Here is a 14,192-nt window from a genome sequence, read left to right on the forward strand (position 1 = left end):
CACAGGTTGTTGAAATGCAAGTGAGTTCTGAAGGAGTCTGCACATGAGCGAAACCCATCCCGCACCCGATGGTGAACTGACGCTACGCACACCAGCCATGCCGCGCGATGCCAATGCAGCAGGCGATATCTTTGGCGGTTGGGTGATGGCGCAGATGGATTCGGCCAGCGGCATCCGCGCGGCGGAACGTGCACGCGGGCGCGTCGTGACAGCCGGCGTCAAGGAGATGGCGTTCGAGAAGGCGGTGAAGATCGGAGACACGCTGTGCGTGTATACGCGGATCACGAAGATCGGGCGTACTTCCGTTACTCTGCAGGTCGATGCCTGGGCGCAGCGTTACCTGTCCGATGTTATGGAGAAAGTCACCAGCGCGGAGTTCGTCATGGTTGCGCTAGATCCCACCGGTCGGCCAACCCCGGTGCCGCCCGAAGCCTGACATCAGGACCGCTCGTCGAAGCGCGTTCGCGCCGCGTCAATTCGCTCACGATTTACGTCAACCCACTCGGCCAGCGCCTTGACCGGGCCGAGGAGCTCGCTCCCCAGGTCTGTCAGACTGTATTCGACACGCGGCGGAATGGTCGGATAGATCTTGCGGCTGACAAAACCGTCCCGCTCGAGATTGCGCAGGGTAGTGGTCAGCATTTTCTGCGAGATACCGTCGATCGCGCGACGTAGCTCGTTGAATCGCATCGTACCGTGGCCGAGAAGCTGAACCACGAGCACGGACCATTTGTCGCCGACGCGACCCAGTATCTCGTGTATGGGCCGGCATGCGTCCTCCACTCCTGACCTCGTGTGGGTTTCCTTGAGGTGACCGGGTTTCAAAAAAGTGCCTCCTTGTTCGCGTTCCGGTTTCCAATATATCCCCGGTATCTCATCGATACCACAGCGAGGACACCCAATGGCAGACCTGAAGATCGGCATTATAATCGGATCGACCCGTGAGGGGCGCTTTTCCGAGCAGGCGGCGGACTGGATCGAGGAACTTGCCCGGAAACGCCCTGAATTGGAGGTTGAGCGCATAGACCTGCGTGACTATCCGATGCCCTTTTTCGATGAGACGGCTTCACCGCTTTTCGCGCCGTCGAAGAATGAGCACGCACAACGCTGGCAGAAGAAGATTGCCAGTTTGGACGCGTATATCTTCACAGCCGCGGAGTACAATCACGGACCGACTGCGGTGCTGAAGAACGCACTCGACTACGCGTATGAGGAGTGGAACAACAAGCCTGCCGCTTTTGTCGGCTATGGCGGTGTCGGCGGCGCGCGTTCCGTGGAGCAGTTGCGACTGCACGCGGTCGAACTTCAGATGGCACCGATCCGCAATGCAGTGCACGTCCTGCTTCCCGATTTTATGGCCGTCAACAGCGGCGAGAAGTCTCTTGCAGAGATCCCGCACCTCAACGAAGGCGCTGGTGGAATGCTTGACCAACTCATCTGGTGGGCAAAGGCGCTGAAGAACGCGCGTCGGAAGGACGAGCGCGCTACCGAAGCCGCCTGAGTCACCCTCCAAAGCTCTCGGTCGCGTGTTGGTGTCTGATAGCGGACAAAGTCTCTGCCATGCCTCGGGCATGGCAGAGCGCCGGATTTCAATACCTTGCCTTGCCTTACACCAAAGCATCGGCATTGATCCGCATCTCCGATTGGGTGGTCAGCCCGGCTACCAACGCGTCCACCGCATTTTCGGCTGCCTGGATCGATTGTGTTAGTCGCTCGTCGGCAAACTCGTCATACTCGATCGCGATTGATTGGACGTCCGTAATGCCGATATAGGCGAACGCAGTGCGAATGCTGGCTTCCACGTGATTTTGATCGGCAACTCTTCCGGAGGGATCGTATCCAAAGTCGCCGCGTGAGGAGAGGATGATCAGCTTCTTGTTCATTTCGCTCAGCAAAGGCCAGTACGGCTCCCCTGATCGAGCCCGATCGAACCCAAAGGTTCGGCCGACGCGAACAACGTTGTCGATGTAGGCCTTGAACTGGGCGGGAACACTGAAATTGTACATTGGGACTCCCGCCACGATGATGTCCGCGCTGATCAGTTCGTCTACCAACATGTCGCTCTCGTGGAGGACTGCTTCCATCCATAGTGTGCGATCTGTCGGAGGGGTGAACGCGGCGTGAATCCACTGAGCGCTGACAGGCGTGGGCGGATTCAGCCCGACATCACGGCATAGTACGCGGTCGTCTTGCCGGCGCTCACGCCATTTTCGCATGAAGCGCCCGCTGAGCCTTCGCGTATGGGATCCGTAAGTCGCGACCTCCGAACCTCCCGGTCGGGCACTGGAGTCAATATGCAGAACTGTCTTCATGATTAAATATGCCTCATCTGCGTTTCTTGGATGAACTTGTTTGACACCACGCACTCATGCGTGACAAACCCAAATTCAGCATCCAATAGATGAGTTTAATTGATCCATGAGTACGCGTCGCCTTCCGCCATTAACCAGTCTTCGCGCCTTCGAGGCGGCTGCCAGAAATCTGAGCTTCAAGAAGGCAGCGGACGAACTTGCGGTGACGCCGACTGCAATCAGTCACCAGATCAAACTGCTTGAGGATGTGCTTGGGATACAGCTTTTCGTTCGGCACACACGCCGGATCGAACTCACCGAGGCGGGGCGGCAGATTTTTCCGGTCCTACAGGACGGGTTTGACCGCTTTGCAGCGGCAATCGACCGGATTACGGCTGACGCAACCACCGGTGTCACAGTCACGGGAACGACAGCTTTTTGCGCGCACTGGCTCATGCCCCGTCTGTCTGAGTTTCGCCAAGCACATCCGCATATCCAGCTTTCCGTTTGGGCAACGGAAGAGGCGATTGACCTGCACCGTAGCAACGCGACCATAGCGATACGCTGGGGCGGAGAGTCCAGTCCGGAACATGAGGAGGTTCCGCTGTTTCCTGACCGTTTCGGGGTGGTGGCCAGTCCTTCGCTGGGAGTCAGCGACTATTCCGATCTGAGCGGAGCCACCCTGATTCACCTCGATTGGTATAGAACGGACGCAGAAACCCCGGACTGGCCGAAATGGCTCCACGCGGTGGGTGCTGCCGGTCAGCTGAATGCTGCATCCTCACTACGCTTCAAAGATGAAAGCCAAGCGCTTCATGCAGCCATTGCCGGGCAGGGCATTGCGTTGGTCAGTCTTGCCATCGCTGACCAAGCATTGAAACAAGGCTTGCTGGTCCAGTGTTTTCAAGAAACTCTTCCTGGCAGGCATTATCGCCTTTTGCGAAGCAGCAGGCGCAATCCCACGCCCGATGCTGAAGCGGTTTGGGATTGGCTGAAGAAGAGTATTGCCCATCCCTGACAGCGCGGTTTCAGCGGTTATCGACGGTGACCGGCAAAGTCCCGCCCGCTATCGGCAGGCGCGATAGCCGTTGCTGCGGTTCTTGATGTCAAAGTGGAAATGGTCCGCGTGGTCGGCGTCGTAGCCCGGCCCGAGCACGGTCGTGAAGTAGCGGCAGCCGTTCGAACGCACCTTGTTGAGCAGACTCTTCTGGCGGAAGGCGAAGAAGCCCGGCCGGCGAACGTCGATCTCGCGTCCGTTGTTCAGCTTGATCGCCATGATGTCCAGCGCGTTGCCCTTCGCGTGTTCCGAGGCAACGCCGGTGCCGCGGATACGCCTGCAGGAATAGCTGGAGCCTTGGCGGATCGTGTTGATTCCGGAAAGATACCGCGTACGCGCGGTGGGTGCGAGTTCGTTCTTCGTCCAACTCGCGAAGGAAAGCGCCATCTGGCAGGTCAGGGTGGCTGCCGGTTGCACGCGAATGCCGCCGGACAGGCCGCTCACCTGGATCGGGTGATCGATGCGGCAGGCGCCGCCGTCGTTGATCGGTGCAAGGTCGCGGAATTCTACCCCGATCCGCTTGAGCTGTTTGCGGCAGGAAACCTCATGTGCCGGCATGACCGCGGAAGAATCGCGCGGCGACACGGCCCGCGGCGGGGCGGTCATCATGGGGTTGGAGGGGACGAGGTTCTGAAAGCCTACGGTTGAGACGGCCGAGGTTGTCGTGCCGACATCCACCTCCGGCCGCAAGACGGAATCCACGGTGCAGGCCGAGATCGCGCCCAGTGCTGCAATCGCAATGCCCACTTGTTTCCATTTACGCGCTAAAAGAGGTCTGGTGTCCACGTCAGGCTCCCCGTCACGGGAGGGACACTAGCGGGCAATGGTAAATGAAAGCTCAGCGCATCTCTTTACATCTACGGCGAAAATGGGGCGGACAGGCTGGCTACCGGGGTGTCTATGCTCTTTCGGGCGTGCGCTGGCGACGCAGGGCAGGGACCACTTCAACGAGCAGGATGGCCATGAATATCAGCCCGCATCCGGCCAGTCCGGTCGGCGGCAGGCGCTCTCCAAGGAAGATCGCGCCGAAAATGGCCGCGAAGACCGCTTCGGTCGAGAGAAAGATGGCTGCCTGAGAGGCGGTGGTATAGCGCTGCCCGATGACCTGAAGTGTAAAGGCGATGCCGCCGGAGAATATGCCGGCATAAAGGATTTCCGGCAGGGCGGCCCTGATCGCCGTGAGATCGATCGGCTCCAGCATGAAAGCGATGGCAAGGCCCGCGACCGCCGTCACGGAGAACTGAGCGACGGCCAGTGTTATGGGCCGACCGGAATGTCCGACGGCGCGGGCTATATAGATAACCTGAAGGGCCCAGAAGCCGGCACATAGTATGGTGAGCCAATCACCCGCGCGCAGGGCCATCGCGTTGCCACCGGAAAGCAACCAGATGCCGGCAAGCGCGCTCGCCGCAGCCGGCCACACCACCCGGTGTGGCCATTGGCGGAAAAGCAGGACGCCGAGAAACGGCACCATGACCACATAAAGCCCGGTGAGGAAACCGGCGTTCGACACGGTGGTCGTGAGCAGACCCACCTGCTGGGAAGCCATACCGCCAAAAAGAAGCAGGCCGATGATGGCGAAGGAACGCCAGTCCTCCGGTCGGAGGCCGTGTTCCGCGTGGCGGCTTTCACGCAGGGCGAAGGGCAGCATGGAAAGACTGGCAATCGCAAAGCGCAGGCCGATGAAGAGGAACGGACCGATCGCCGACATGGCCGTGGACTGGGCGACGAAACCCATGCCCCACATGGCGCCGGAAAGGAGCAGTAGACTGTTTGCCTGGCGACGGGTCATCGAGAGTTGCCTGAGTCACGCAAGCCGGCTTCTTAGCAGTCGCGGCTGCCGGCACAAGGTGCGCAATTTGGCCAAATGGGCAGCAAGGGTTGTACCAGCGTGACGGATGACAGCATCCGGCATCTCCTGCCGCGCACCGTGAGCACGCGCCTCGGATGATCCACGAGGAAGATTGCTTGTGTTGCTCGAGACGTCGCTAAATGTGAGGGGAACGGTAAAATTTTACGTGAAAAAGCCGCGATTACTGCTATATTTCGCGTGAGTCAGATGAAGCGGTTCCGTTGGCCACGGCTGCCGGACCGTTTCTTTTTGTGTGCCGCACGCGGTGTTCCGCCGTGCGGTGAACTAGCCCAGGAAGGTAGTTTGGAATGAACAAGGTCCCGATGACCGTACCAGGGTTTTCCTCGTTGAAAGAGGAACTTCGTTGGCGCCAGCAGGAAGAGCGGCCGCGGATCATCGAAGCGATCTCCGAGGCGCGCGCTCATGGCGACCTGTCGGAAAACGCCGAGTATCACGCGGCCAAGGAGGCGCAGAGCCTTAACGAGGGCCGCATCAGCGAGCTTGAAGACCTGATTGCGCGCGCCGAGGTTATCGACGTCTCCAAGCTCTCCGGCGAGACGGTCAAGTTCGGCGCCACCGTGGTTCTCGTCGACGAGGATACGGAAGAAGAGAAGACTTATCAGATCGTCGGCGACCAGGAAGCCGATGTGAAGGCCGGTCGCATTTCCATTTCCTCGCCGATCGCACGGGCGCTGATCGGAAAGGGCGTCGGCGACTCCGTCGAGGTCAATGCGCCCGGGGGCGCACGCGGCTACGAGCTCGTCCGGGTTCAGTATGGTTAGGCACTGCGCGGCGTGAGCTAAAGGACCGGCGGGCGATGGAAGAACATGCTGTTTCGGGATACAGCTTCAGGCCCGATGCGCTGAACGTCGACAAGCGCCCGCCCGGCCTCAGCGCCTTCATGCGCATCCGCAATGGCGAGGATTTTCTCGAGGCAGCCATTCGCAGCCATATTCCGTTTTTCGACGAGGTTGTCGCGGTCTATAACCAGTGCACCGACGCTACGCCGGACATTCTGGCGCGGTTGGCGCAGGAGTACGGACCGAAGTTGCGGGTGATCCACTATCTCGATCGGGTTCACCCGCCCGGCAGCAGCGAGCATGCGAGCGAACCACCCAATTCGCCGCACAGTCTCGTCAATTATTACAATTTCGCGTTGGCGCAGACGCGTTTCCAGATCGCGACCAAGCTCGACGACGATCACCTGGCGATCCCCGATGCCTTTCAGGCGCTTTGCAAGCAACTGCGCGCGGAGGGGATGGACGGATCCGTAATGCACTGCTTCTCCGGCATCAACCTCATGCGCGATGGTGACAGCGGGATGGCCATTGCCGGACACGACACGATTGCGGGCAATGGCGACCACGGCTTTTTCCGTGTGACGTCCAATACCTATTTCACCCACGATAAGCGGTTCGAGCGTCTGGAGCGGGACGGGGCGAAACGCGTCTTCTGGGGCTTCCTCTATTGGCACCTGAAATATCTCAAGCCGTCGCTGGGCTTTGCCAATTATGAGCTTAAAGCCAACCCGGAGAGCCGGTACGGCAAGAAACTGGATGCGGCCAGGCGTGCGGCAACGCTGGATCCGGATGCTTTTCTGAGTCGTATCGGGCGCTACGATCCGATGCTTGCCTTAGAGGCCGTCTTTTCGTCCAAGCAGCGTATTCGCCTCGCGCAGAGACATGCCCTGCGGGAGGGCGGGCTTCCGGAGCCGCTTTCGGCAGTGGAACAGCGCCTTGCGGCCTGCGTATATTAAAGGCCGAAGCGGGATATGAGTTGGCCCACGGCGGAGTTAGCGGGCGGCCGCGAGCGTTTCAACTCGCCAACTTTTTCGTTCCAGAGATGAACCGTTTGGGAGCGCTCGGTTAAAAAAGCTTCGATGGTCGAACCCGGTTCAAAGACGGAGCGCGCCTGCTTCGGCGGTACCGGATAGAAGACATCCGTCGGGCTGGCGTGGCCGACGAGGTCGAAGTCGCGGGCGAGGGCGGTCAGGCCTTTCGGGCCGAAAGTTCCGCGTGGCATGTCGGCCGGCTTAAGCGTCGTTCCCAAAGCCTTGCGCAGGCGCAGCGGCAGCGCCTTTCTCATCCGAACCCAGTGAGGGATCGTGTTCGTTTCAAATGCCGCCAGGGCGGCGTTGACGATCGAATGATCTGCACGAAAGTGGAGGATAGCTCCATTGATGTACTGTTTGCTTTCCCAACCAAACGTCGCCGTCTGTCCTAATTGGACGGGCTGAAGGCAAACCACGTCCATATCCGCCCACAGTCCTGCATTCTGCTTCTGCAATCGGTAGCGAAAAAGGTTGGAACCCAAAGCAAACGAGCCCGTCTTTGGGTATCTGAGTGTTTGTGCCTCATCCAAAGACATTGTTGCTGCAGCATCCTGCAAGACGACCCCCTCCGGCACGCCTTCGATGGCGTCGTCGTAGACGTGCAGGTGAACCGGGTGGCCAACCTCGAGGAATGACGCCGCAGACAATCGCTCGATCCAGCCGAGGCGAGGACCGATCCAAAGCATGTTGACCGTGGGCAGCGCGGCACCGGCATCTGCCGGGGGAGTTGTGGACAAGCCGGATTTCCCTTGTTTCTGCGGGCGTTTAATCAATCGCCACCAGACCTTCGTCCTTCATCTGGCGGATGGTCAGCGCGGTGCGGACCGTATCGACGTTTGGCGCAGAGGTGACTTCTTCGATGACGAAGGTCTGGAACGTGGCGAGGTCGGTGGCGACACAGTGCAGCAGGAAATCCGAATCACCGGACACCATCCATGCGCGCCGGACAATGGGCCATTTCTGCGCGCGGTCGGCAAAGATGCGCAGCTCCGCCTCCGACTGATGGTGCAGGCCAATGAGACAGAATGCCACGACGTCGAAACCCAGCATCGGACTGTTCAAGAGGGCGCGATAGCCCTTGATGATGCCGTTCTCCTCCAGCCGTTTCATACGCCTGAGGCAGGGCGGGGCGGAGATGCCGACGCGCCGCGCCAACTCTACGTTGGTTATCCGCCCATCTTTTTGCAACTCGCGCAGGATTTTCCAATCAATGGCGTCAAGTTCGGCCTTCAACGGCATGGTTGCCTCTGTCCTTCGGCATTTTGCGCACGAATCTGTCGCACATACGAAATAAAACTTTAAGACAATCGGACGGCAGAGCCAACCAGGTTGGCCCGCGAAGCGTATTTTGTTCAAAACGCAGATTCGGGTTAGAGATACTGCGACATCGTATGCTGTTGGAAATGCCTTCTTCGCCTTGCGCAGTCGGCTATGGAATACTTAGATCAATGCCGCGGTCGAGATCGTGCGGCTCCGCATGCAGCGAAAGGACATTGATACCATGACCACGCGCCACGCACCCGTCATCATCATCGGGTCGGGACCGGCAGGATACACGGCGGCGGTGTATGCCGCGCGCGCCATGCTGAAGCCTCTGCTGATCGCCGGTCTGGAGCAGGGCGGTCAGCTTATGATCACCACCGATGTCGAGAACTATCCCGGCTTTGCCGATCCCATCCAGGGTCCGTGGCTGATGGAGCAGATGCGAGCGCAGGCTGAAAACGTCGGCACGGAAATCTCGGCCGATCTCATTGTCGAGGCCGATGTCCAATCACGGCCATTCCGACTCGTCGGTGATTCCGGTACGGTCTATACGTGCGACGCGCTGGTGATCGCCACCGGCGCCAAGGCCAAGTGGCTGGGTCTGCCCTCAGAGCAGGCGTTCATGGGGTTCGGCGTGTCGGCCTGCGCCACCTGCGACGGCTTCTTTTACAAGGGCAAGGATGTGGTGGTGGTAGGCGGCGGAAATACCGCGGCCGAGGAGGCACTCTACCTCTCCAACCTCGCCCGGCGCGTCACCATTCTTCATCGCCGCGATTCGCTTCGCGCCGAGCGGATCCTTCAGGAGCGGGTATTCCAGAAAGACAACATCGACGTGATGTGGGATACGGTGGTGGATGAGATTCTCGGTGAGGCGCCAAAGCTGCCGCTGCCGCCGTCGGTGAACGGCATCCGGGTGCAGAACATAAAGACAGGTGAGCGCCGCGAAATGCCGATCGACGGTGTTTTCGTGGCGATCGGCCATGCACCCGCAGTCGAGTTGTTCGAAGGTCAGGTGAAGCAGAAATCGAACGGCTATCTCTGGACCGAGCCGGATTCGACACGCACCAATGTTCCGGGTGTCTTTGCCGCCGGCGATGTGACAGACGATGTTTACCGGCAGGCGGTCACCGCGGCCGGACTCGGCTGCATGGCGGCGCTCGAAGCGGAGAAGTTTCTGGCTGAAATGGAGATGCACCGCGAAGCGGCAGAATAACGCAATCGGTTACTCACCACATAATCGGTTATACGCCACATAATAATACGAGGGGAATTCGGCGTTGGACTGGGATAAACTGAGGGTTTTTCACGCTGCCGCTTCGGCTGGCTCGTTTACGCACGCGGCGGAGACACTGCATCTTTCGCAATCCGCGATCTCCCGTCAGGTGAGCGCGCTTGAGCAGGAGGTCGGCGTGCCGCTGTTCCACCGTCATGCGCGGGGGCTCGTGCTGACGGAGCAGGGGGACATTCTTTTCCGGGCCGCGCACGACGTGCTCATGAAGCTCGAGACGGTGCGCGTGCGGCTTTCCGAGACAAAGGACCGTCCCTCCGGTCTTCTCAAGGTGTCGACCACGGTGGGCCTCGGCACGGGTTGGCTCACCGAGCGTGTGCCCGAATTCGCCGACCTTTACCCCGATATTCACCTGCAGCTAATTCTCGATAATGCTGAGCTGGATCTTACCACCCGGCAGGCCGATTGCGCGATTCGGATGCGCCAGCCGCAGCAACCGGATCTTATCCAACGCAAGCTGTTCACCGTGCATTTTCATCTTTATGCCTCGCCGGCCTACCTCAACCGACACGGGAAACCGTCCTCGATCGCCGATCTCGACCGGCATCGCATCGTGACTTTCGGCGAGTCGGTGCCACCGCATCTCAGCGACATGAACTGGCTGGAGACCGCCGGGCGACCGGAGGGGTCAAAACGGCCGGTTGCATTGGAAATAAATAATATCCTGTCGATCAAACTCGCGGTGCAACGTGGCGCCGGCATTGCAATGTTGCCCGACTATGTCATCGGGAATGAAAGCGGATTGGTGCAGTTGCTTCCGGAGACGGCCGTTCCATCTTTCGATACTTACTTTTGTTATCCTGATACCATGAAAAATCAAGCAAAATTGCAGGTATTTAGGGACTTCCTCATCTCGAAATCCCGCGGCTGGTCATACTGAACTTCAGAAATTCTTAAGCATTGCAAAAATGCATGTCTGGGATGCAAAAATAAGTGGTTGTTATTTGGGCAATATGCGCCCATATATTAGTCACTCCCGGGGCGCGTTCTCCTCCCATTAGCCCCCGGCGAGTGTTCCCCTCTGGAGGTTTCGCCTTTATGGCACTTCCAACAATTAGCCGGATCTCCTTGATCCGGCTTTTTTTTTTGCCCTGTGGGGTAATCTTCTTCGGCTGAAGCCCGTTTCGCGTTATGCGCGAATCACGAGCGTTGTGGGAGGGGAAATGCGCGAATCAAATCCTTCTTCTTCGGTCAGGAACTATAGTTTTCCACAAGCTGTAGTTTCATATGGCTGCTAAATGCATCGAATGCGGGTTCTGGTTTTACTTTGACGAGGCACTTTGTCTCTCCGGCAGAACGATCCGAATTTGCTTTGCAGTTATGTTTTGCCGCTGCTTATCTTGAATGTCAGCACAACTGTAAGCTTAAACCTGATCCGTTATGGCGCGATCGGCACCCGACGTGCGGATGCCGCGATGCCTTCAGGCAGCTTTCCCCTTGCGGTTCAGGACCTCATCGGCCAAGCGGCCGGTGAGCTCTGCCATATGATCGAACCGGGTTCGGTATGTCGCAGCCCCGGCGGTTGCCGAGCGCAGCTCTATGATGAGGTCACCGATCCCGGCCTGGGGCAGCATAGCATCGACGCGGTCCCATCCGGGCCAATCCGTGCGCGTGTCGAAGCCGAGGATCTGGCCCCGTCGCTGTGACAGGATTGCTGTTATACGCGCCGTTGCATCAGAGGGGGTGTCGATTTCCACCTTCAGGATCGGTTCGAGCAGGACGGGGTCCGCGCTTGCCAAGCCCTCTCTCATGGCGAGGCGGGCAGCGGCCTGGAACGCCATGTCGGAGGAATCGACGGTGTGGTATGAGCCATCGGCCAAATTTACGGCAATATCGACGACTGGAAAGCCGAGTGGGCCGGCATGCAGCGCGTCACGCACGCCGGTTTCGACCGAAGGAATGAATTGCTTCGGTACGACCCCGCCGGTAATCGTATCGGTGAATTCAAAGCCGCCGCCGCGTGGCAGGGGCCGGATCTCCAACACGACATCGCCGAACTGTCCGTGCCCACCGGATTGCTTCTTGTGGCGGCCGCGCTGTTGTACCTGTTTGCGGATTGTTTCACGATAAGGGACGAGGGGGCGGTTTGCCTCCACTGTGATCTGAAAACGGCTTTCCAGCCGTTCGCGGGCGTTGCGCAGATGCATTTCGCCCTGGCCACGCAGGATGGTTTCGCTTGTGTCCTGGTTCTGCTCCAGGATCAGTGACGGGTCTTCCTCGGCCAGCTTTTGAAGCGCGGAGGAGAGCCTCACCTCGTCCTTGCGCTCGCGCGGGTTCACGGCCATGGCGAAAACCGGTTGCGGCGGCACGGCCTTTGCGAGGGTCGGTGCAGCGGTCTTGCCGGTCGAGAGGGTATCACCCGTCTGGACGTTTTCGAGCTTGCCGAGCGCTGCCGTTTCTCCTTCGCCAACGGACGAGCCCTTCGCATGGTCACGGCCGTTGAAGGTGTAAAGGCCGGAAACCCGGCCCGTACCGGGGATTTCGGCTCCATCACTGATGCTGCCGGCCAGAATGCGCGCGACGGAGATCTTTCCGCCATGGCCCGTGTGGACTGTCTTCATAACCTGAACCACGGTCTCGCCGTTCGCGTCGAGCCCGAGGCGCTGGCGAACGCGGGTAACATCCGGCACATCGTGGCGGATGGCCTTCAAGAGCCGCAGCACGCCGTGGCCCTTCTGCGCCGTCCCGATCAGGACCGGCGTGACCGACCCTTCCCGCAGGTCCGCCGTCAGATCATCGAACACCGCGTCGCGGGGCGGCTCGACGTCATCCAGCAATTGCTCGAGCAGAAGATCGTCGTGATCTGCCAGTGTTTCGAGCATGGAGAAACGTGCTTCGAGCTCGCGCGCCTTCTCGTCATCGGGAATGGCGGCTATTTCGCTCGGCGCATGTTCGCGATAAATATAAGCGCGTTCCAGTGCCAGATCGATCGAACCGACCACCGTGCCATCCTGGCGCATCGGGATTTGCCGCAGGAGAAGAGGCGTACTGCTGATCGGTTGAAGCTCCTTCAGGAGATCGCGGACGCCGACGCTCGTCTTGTCAATCTTGTTGACGAAGACCATGCGCGGCAACCCCAGCGCGTCCAAGCGGCGCAGGATGAGCTGTAGCATCGGTAGTTTCATGTCATCGGCATCGATGACGACGACCGCTGCATCGCAGGCGGCGAGTACAGCCTCCGCCTCGAAGGAAAATTCCACCGAACCGGGACAATCGACGAACGTGATGTTTTCGTCCATGAATTGCGTCGAGGCGAAGCCGGCCTCGACGCTCATCGTGTACCCGGCGGCGTCACCGTGGGCCGCACGGTCCGACCTCGTGCCGGTGCGTGCCAATATGGCGTCAAAAAGCGTTGTCTTTCCGCTTTCCAGGGGGCCGAGAATGGCGATGCATTTCGGCCCCTTATGTCTCTCTCCTGCGCGGTTTCCCATGACTGCCGGCCTCCTCTCACGTGTCTCCCAGTGAGCGGCGGCCGGCCTTTGCCGGCCGTCGCGCGCGGCGAAGCCCCTCCTGCATCCGCCGTCGGGTTATGGTCACACGGGTTTGGCTTTCCGGCAAGAGGGAAGGCGGGGCTAGCGGCTACAATTTGAGCGTCCAGACCTGTCCGACAAGATCCTTGCCGAAGGAGTGGTGGCTTTCCTCCTCCTGAAGTTCGAAACCGGCATTCTGATAAATCCGGCGTGCAGAGACGAGGACGTCGTTCGTCCAAAGTGTGATCGTTCGATACCCCTTTGCACGAGCGAACCGCAGGCATTCATCGACGAGACGCCGGCCAATGCCGAGACCGCGCGCCGAAGGTTCTACATAGAGCAATCTGAGCTTGGCGGTCTCGTTCGTTTCCTTGGCGATAAAAACGCTTCCAACGATTGCGCCATGGCGTTCTGCAACCCACGATGCCTCATACCTGGGATCGAAGTTGCGCACGAAAGTGCTCAGGATCTCCGCAACCAACGCCTCGAACGTTTCGCCCCAACCGTATTCCTCGCTGTAGAGGACCGCTTGACGGTGCGTGATCCAGCCAATGTCTCCCACCTGCAACGGGCGCAGGATATACGGCACCTTGTGGTCCGCGTCCTTTCCAAGCAGGCGTTGGATCGTCCCCATTGCGGAGATCAGCTTTTCCCGCTGGTCCTGGGCCAGGGGAGCCAGCATGGCGGTTACTTCACTGCGTGAAGCCTCATCGAGCGGCTTGAAGGCCGTGTGGCCCTTCGTCGTGAGCGCCAGGATCGCCCGCCGGCCGTCATCGGCCGAACGTTCGCGCCGCAACAATCCCTCTTGCTCGAATTTCATCAATATGCGGCTCAGATAGCCTGGGTCCAAGCCCAGGTGTTCCCCGAGTTCACTCGCAGTCTGCCCTTCCCGGCGCGCAAGCTCGAAAAGAATACGTGCTTCGGTCAGTGGGAACTTGGATTTGTGAAGGCCCTCTTCAAGAAGGCCGATCTGGCGCGTGTAAAACCGGGTGAACTCTCGAACGACGCCGATTTGTTCGTCGCTCGGTGATCGTTGATGCTGCATCGCCGGCTCTCCTCTTTTTGCTTAAAGTCAAGCATTTGATTGACTGAGTCAAGTGACGACGCGAGCAAAAAAGAACCCCGGAAAACCGGGGCTAA

At 59.4% G+C, this 14,192-nt stretch carries 15 protein-coding genes; 7 read left to right on the forward strand and 8 right to left on the reverse strand.

The annotated features are described in order from the left end of the window. The first annotated feature begins 43 nt into the window (after positions 1–43). Positions 44–436 (forward strand): acyl-CoA thioesterase, encoded by a 393-nt coding sequence (locus tag LY631_RS16085; protein WP_274426606.1) that lies wholly within the window; start codon positions 44–46, stop codon positions 434–436. 2 nt (positions 437–438) lie between these two features. Here LY631_RS16085 and LY631_RS16090 read toward each other — a convergent pair whose 3' ends face one another. Beyond that, complete coding sequence (locus LY631_RS16090) at positions 439–825, reverse strand: winged helix-turn-helix transcriptional regulator (protein WP_274426607.1); 387 nt, start codon at positions 823–825, stop codon at positions 439–441. A gap of 76 nt (positions 826–901) precedes the next feature. On the opposite strand from LY631_RS16090, the gene LY631_RS16095 reads away from it, so the two are divergent. Next, the gene (locus tag LY631_RS16095; RefSeq protein ID WP_274426608.1) at positions 902–1,501 is read left to right on the forward strand and encodes an NADPH-dependent FMN reductase; all 600 of its coding nucleotides are present in this window, start codon (positions 902–904) and stop codon (positions 1,499–1,501) included. A 106-nt stretch (positions 1,502–1,607) separates the two neighbouring features. On the opposite strand, the gene LY631_RS16100 is transcribed toward LY631_RS16095, so the two are convergent. Beyond that, positions 1,608–2,312: an FMN-dependent NADH-azoreductase gene (locus LY631_RS16100; RefSeq protein WP_274426609.1), complete on the reverse strand. Its 705-nt coding sequence runs from the start codon at positions 2,310–2,312 to the stop codon at positions 1,608–1,610. Positions 2,313–2,418: 106 nt separating this feature from the next. Here LY631_RS16100 and LY631_RS16105 point away from each other — a divergent pair, with 106 nt between their 5' ends. Continuing rightward, the gene (locus tag LY631_RS16105) at positions 2,419–3,309 is read left to right on the forward strand and encodes a LysR substrate-binding domain-containing protein (protein ID WP_274426610.1); all 891 of its coding nucleotides are present in this window, start codon (positions 2,419–2,421) and stop codon (positions 3,307–3,309) included. A gap of 48 nt (positions 3,310–3,357) precedes the next feature. Here the strand turns inward: LY631_RS16105 and LY631_RS16110 are convergent, their stop codons facing one another. Both LY631_RS16110 and LY631_RS16115 read right to left on the reverse strand, forming a co-directional pair. Next, positions 3,358–4,134, reverse strand: a complete 777-nt coding sequence (locus LY631_RS16110; protein WP_274426611.1) for an extensin-like domain-containing protein — start codon at positions 4,132–4,134, stop codon at positions 3,358–3,360. Positions 4,135–4,246: 112 nt separating this feature from the next. Further along, positions 4,247–5,140: a DMT family transporter gene (locus LY631_RS16115; RefSeq protein ID WP_274426612.1), complete on the reverse strand. Its 894-nt coding sequence runs from the start codon at positions 5,138–5,140 to the stop codon at positions 4,247–4,249. Positions 5,141–5,508: 368 nt separating this feature from the next. On the opposite strand from LY631_RS16115, the gene greA reads away from it, so the two are divergent. Then, a complete protein-coding gene (greA, locus tag LY631_RS16120) occupies positions 5,509–5,982 on the forward strand; it encodes a transcription elongation factor GreA (RefSeq protein WP_274426613.1) in 474 nt (157 codons plus the stop codon). Positions 5,983–6,017: 35 nt separating this feature from the next. After that, a complete protein-coding gene (locus tag LY631_RS16125) occupies positions 6,018–6,956 on the forward strand; it encodes a hypothetical protein (protein ID WP_274426614.1) in 939 nt (312 codons plus the stop codon). Here LY631_RS16125 and LY631_RS16130 read toward each other — a convergent pair. After that, on the reverse strand, positions 6,953–7,768 hold the full coding sequence (locus LY631_RS16130) for a hypothetical protein (protein WP_274426615.1): 816 nt from the start codon (positions 7,766–7,768) through the stop codon (positions 6,953–6,955). The genes LY631_RS16125 and LY631_RS16130 overlap by 4 nt on opposite strands. Positions 7,769–7,796: 28 nt before the next feature. Then, entirely contained in the window at positions 7,797–8,270 is a 474-nt protein-coding gene (locus LY631_RS16135; protein ID WP_274426616.1) for an Lrp/AsnC family transcriptional regulator, read from the reverse strand. 262 nt (positions 8,271–8,532) lie between these two features. Between LY631_RS16135 and trxB the strand changes: the two genes are divergently transcribed. Next, positions 8,533–9,507, forward strand: coding sequence for a thioredoxin-disulfide reductase (trxB, locus tag LY631_RS16140; RefSeq protein ID WP_274426617.1), 975 nt, complete (start codon positions 8,533–8,535; stop codon positions 9,505–9,507). A gap of 64 nt (positions 9,508–9,571) precedes the next feature. Continuing rightward, complete coding sequence (locus tag LY631_RS16145; protein ID WP_274426618.1) at positions 9,572–10,462, forward strand: LysR family transcriptional regulator; 891 nt, start codon at positions 9,572–9,574, stop codon at positions 10,460–10,462. Between the two features lie 541 nt (positions 10,463–11,003). Here the strand turns inward: LY631_RS16145 and LY631_RS16150 are convergent. Both LY631_RS16150 and LY631_RS16155 read right to left on the reverse strand, forming a co-directional pair. Further along, complete coding sequence (locus LY631_RS16150) at positions 11,004–13,013, reverse strand: elongation factor G (protein WP_274426619.1); 2,010 nt, start codon at positions 13,011–13,013, stop codon at positions 11,004–11,006. Positions 13,014–13,161: 148 nt separating this feature from the next. Then, entirely contained in the window at positions 13,162–14,097 is a 936-nt protein-coding gene (locus LY631_RS16155; protein WP_274426620.1) for a bifunctional helix-turn-helix transcriptional regulator/GNAT family N-acetyltransferase, read from the reverse strand. Positions 14,098–14,192: the final 95 nt, after the last annotated feature.

It is taken from the genome of Chelativorans sp. YIM 93263 (genome assembly GCF_028767125.1).
GTDB lineage: Bacteria > Pseudomonadota > Alphaproteobacteria > Rhizobiales > Rhizobiaceae > Chelativorans.

Bases quoted from the DNA above. Each gene is read 5' to 3' on its own strand.
- LY631_RS16085 (WP_274426606.1), top strand. From the start codon at position 44: ATGAGCGAAACCCATCCCGCACCCGATGGTGAACTGACGCTACGCACA.
- LY631_RS16095 (WP_274426608.1), top strand. From the start codon at position 902: ATGGCAGACCTGAAGATCGGCATTATAATCGGATCGACCCGTGAGGGG.
- LY631_RS16100 (WP_274426609.1), bottom strand. From the start codon at position 2,312: ATGAAGACAGTTCTGCATATTGACTCCAGTGCCCGACCGGGAGGTTCG.
- LY631_RS16105 (WP_274426610.1), top strand. From the start codon at position 2,419: ATGAGTACGCGTCGCCTTCCGCCATTAACCAGTCTTCGCGCCTTCGAG.
- LY631_RS16115 (WP_274426612.1), bottom strand. From the start codon at position 5,140: ATGACCCGTCGCCAGGCAAACAGTCTACTGCTCCTTTCCGGCGCCATG.
- greA (WP_274426613.1), top strand. From the start codon at position 5,509: ATGAACAAGGTCCCGATGACCGTACCAGGGTTTTCCTCGTTGAAAGAG.
- LY631_RS16125 (WP_274426614.1), top strand. From the start codon at position 6,018: ATGGAAGAACATGCTGTTTCGGGATACAGCTTCAGGCCCGATGCGCTG.
- LY631_RS16135 (WP_274426616.1), bottom strand. From the start codon at position 8,270: ATGCCGTTGAAGGCCGAACTTGACGCCATTGATTGGAAAATCCTGCGC.
- trxB (WP_274426617.1), top strand. From the start codon at position 8,533: ATGACCACGCGCCACGCACCCGTCATCATCATCGGGTCGGGACCGGCA.
- LY631_RS16150 (WP_274426619.1), bottom strand. From the start codon at position 13,013: ATGGGAAACCGCGCAGGAGAGAGACATAAGGGGCCGAAATGCATCGCC.
- LY631_RS16155 (WP_274426620.1), bottom strand. From the start codon at position 14,097: ATGCAGCATCAACGATCACCGAGCGACGAACAAATCGGCGTCGTTCGA.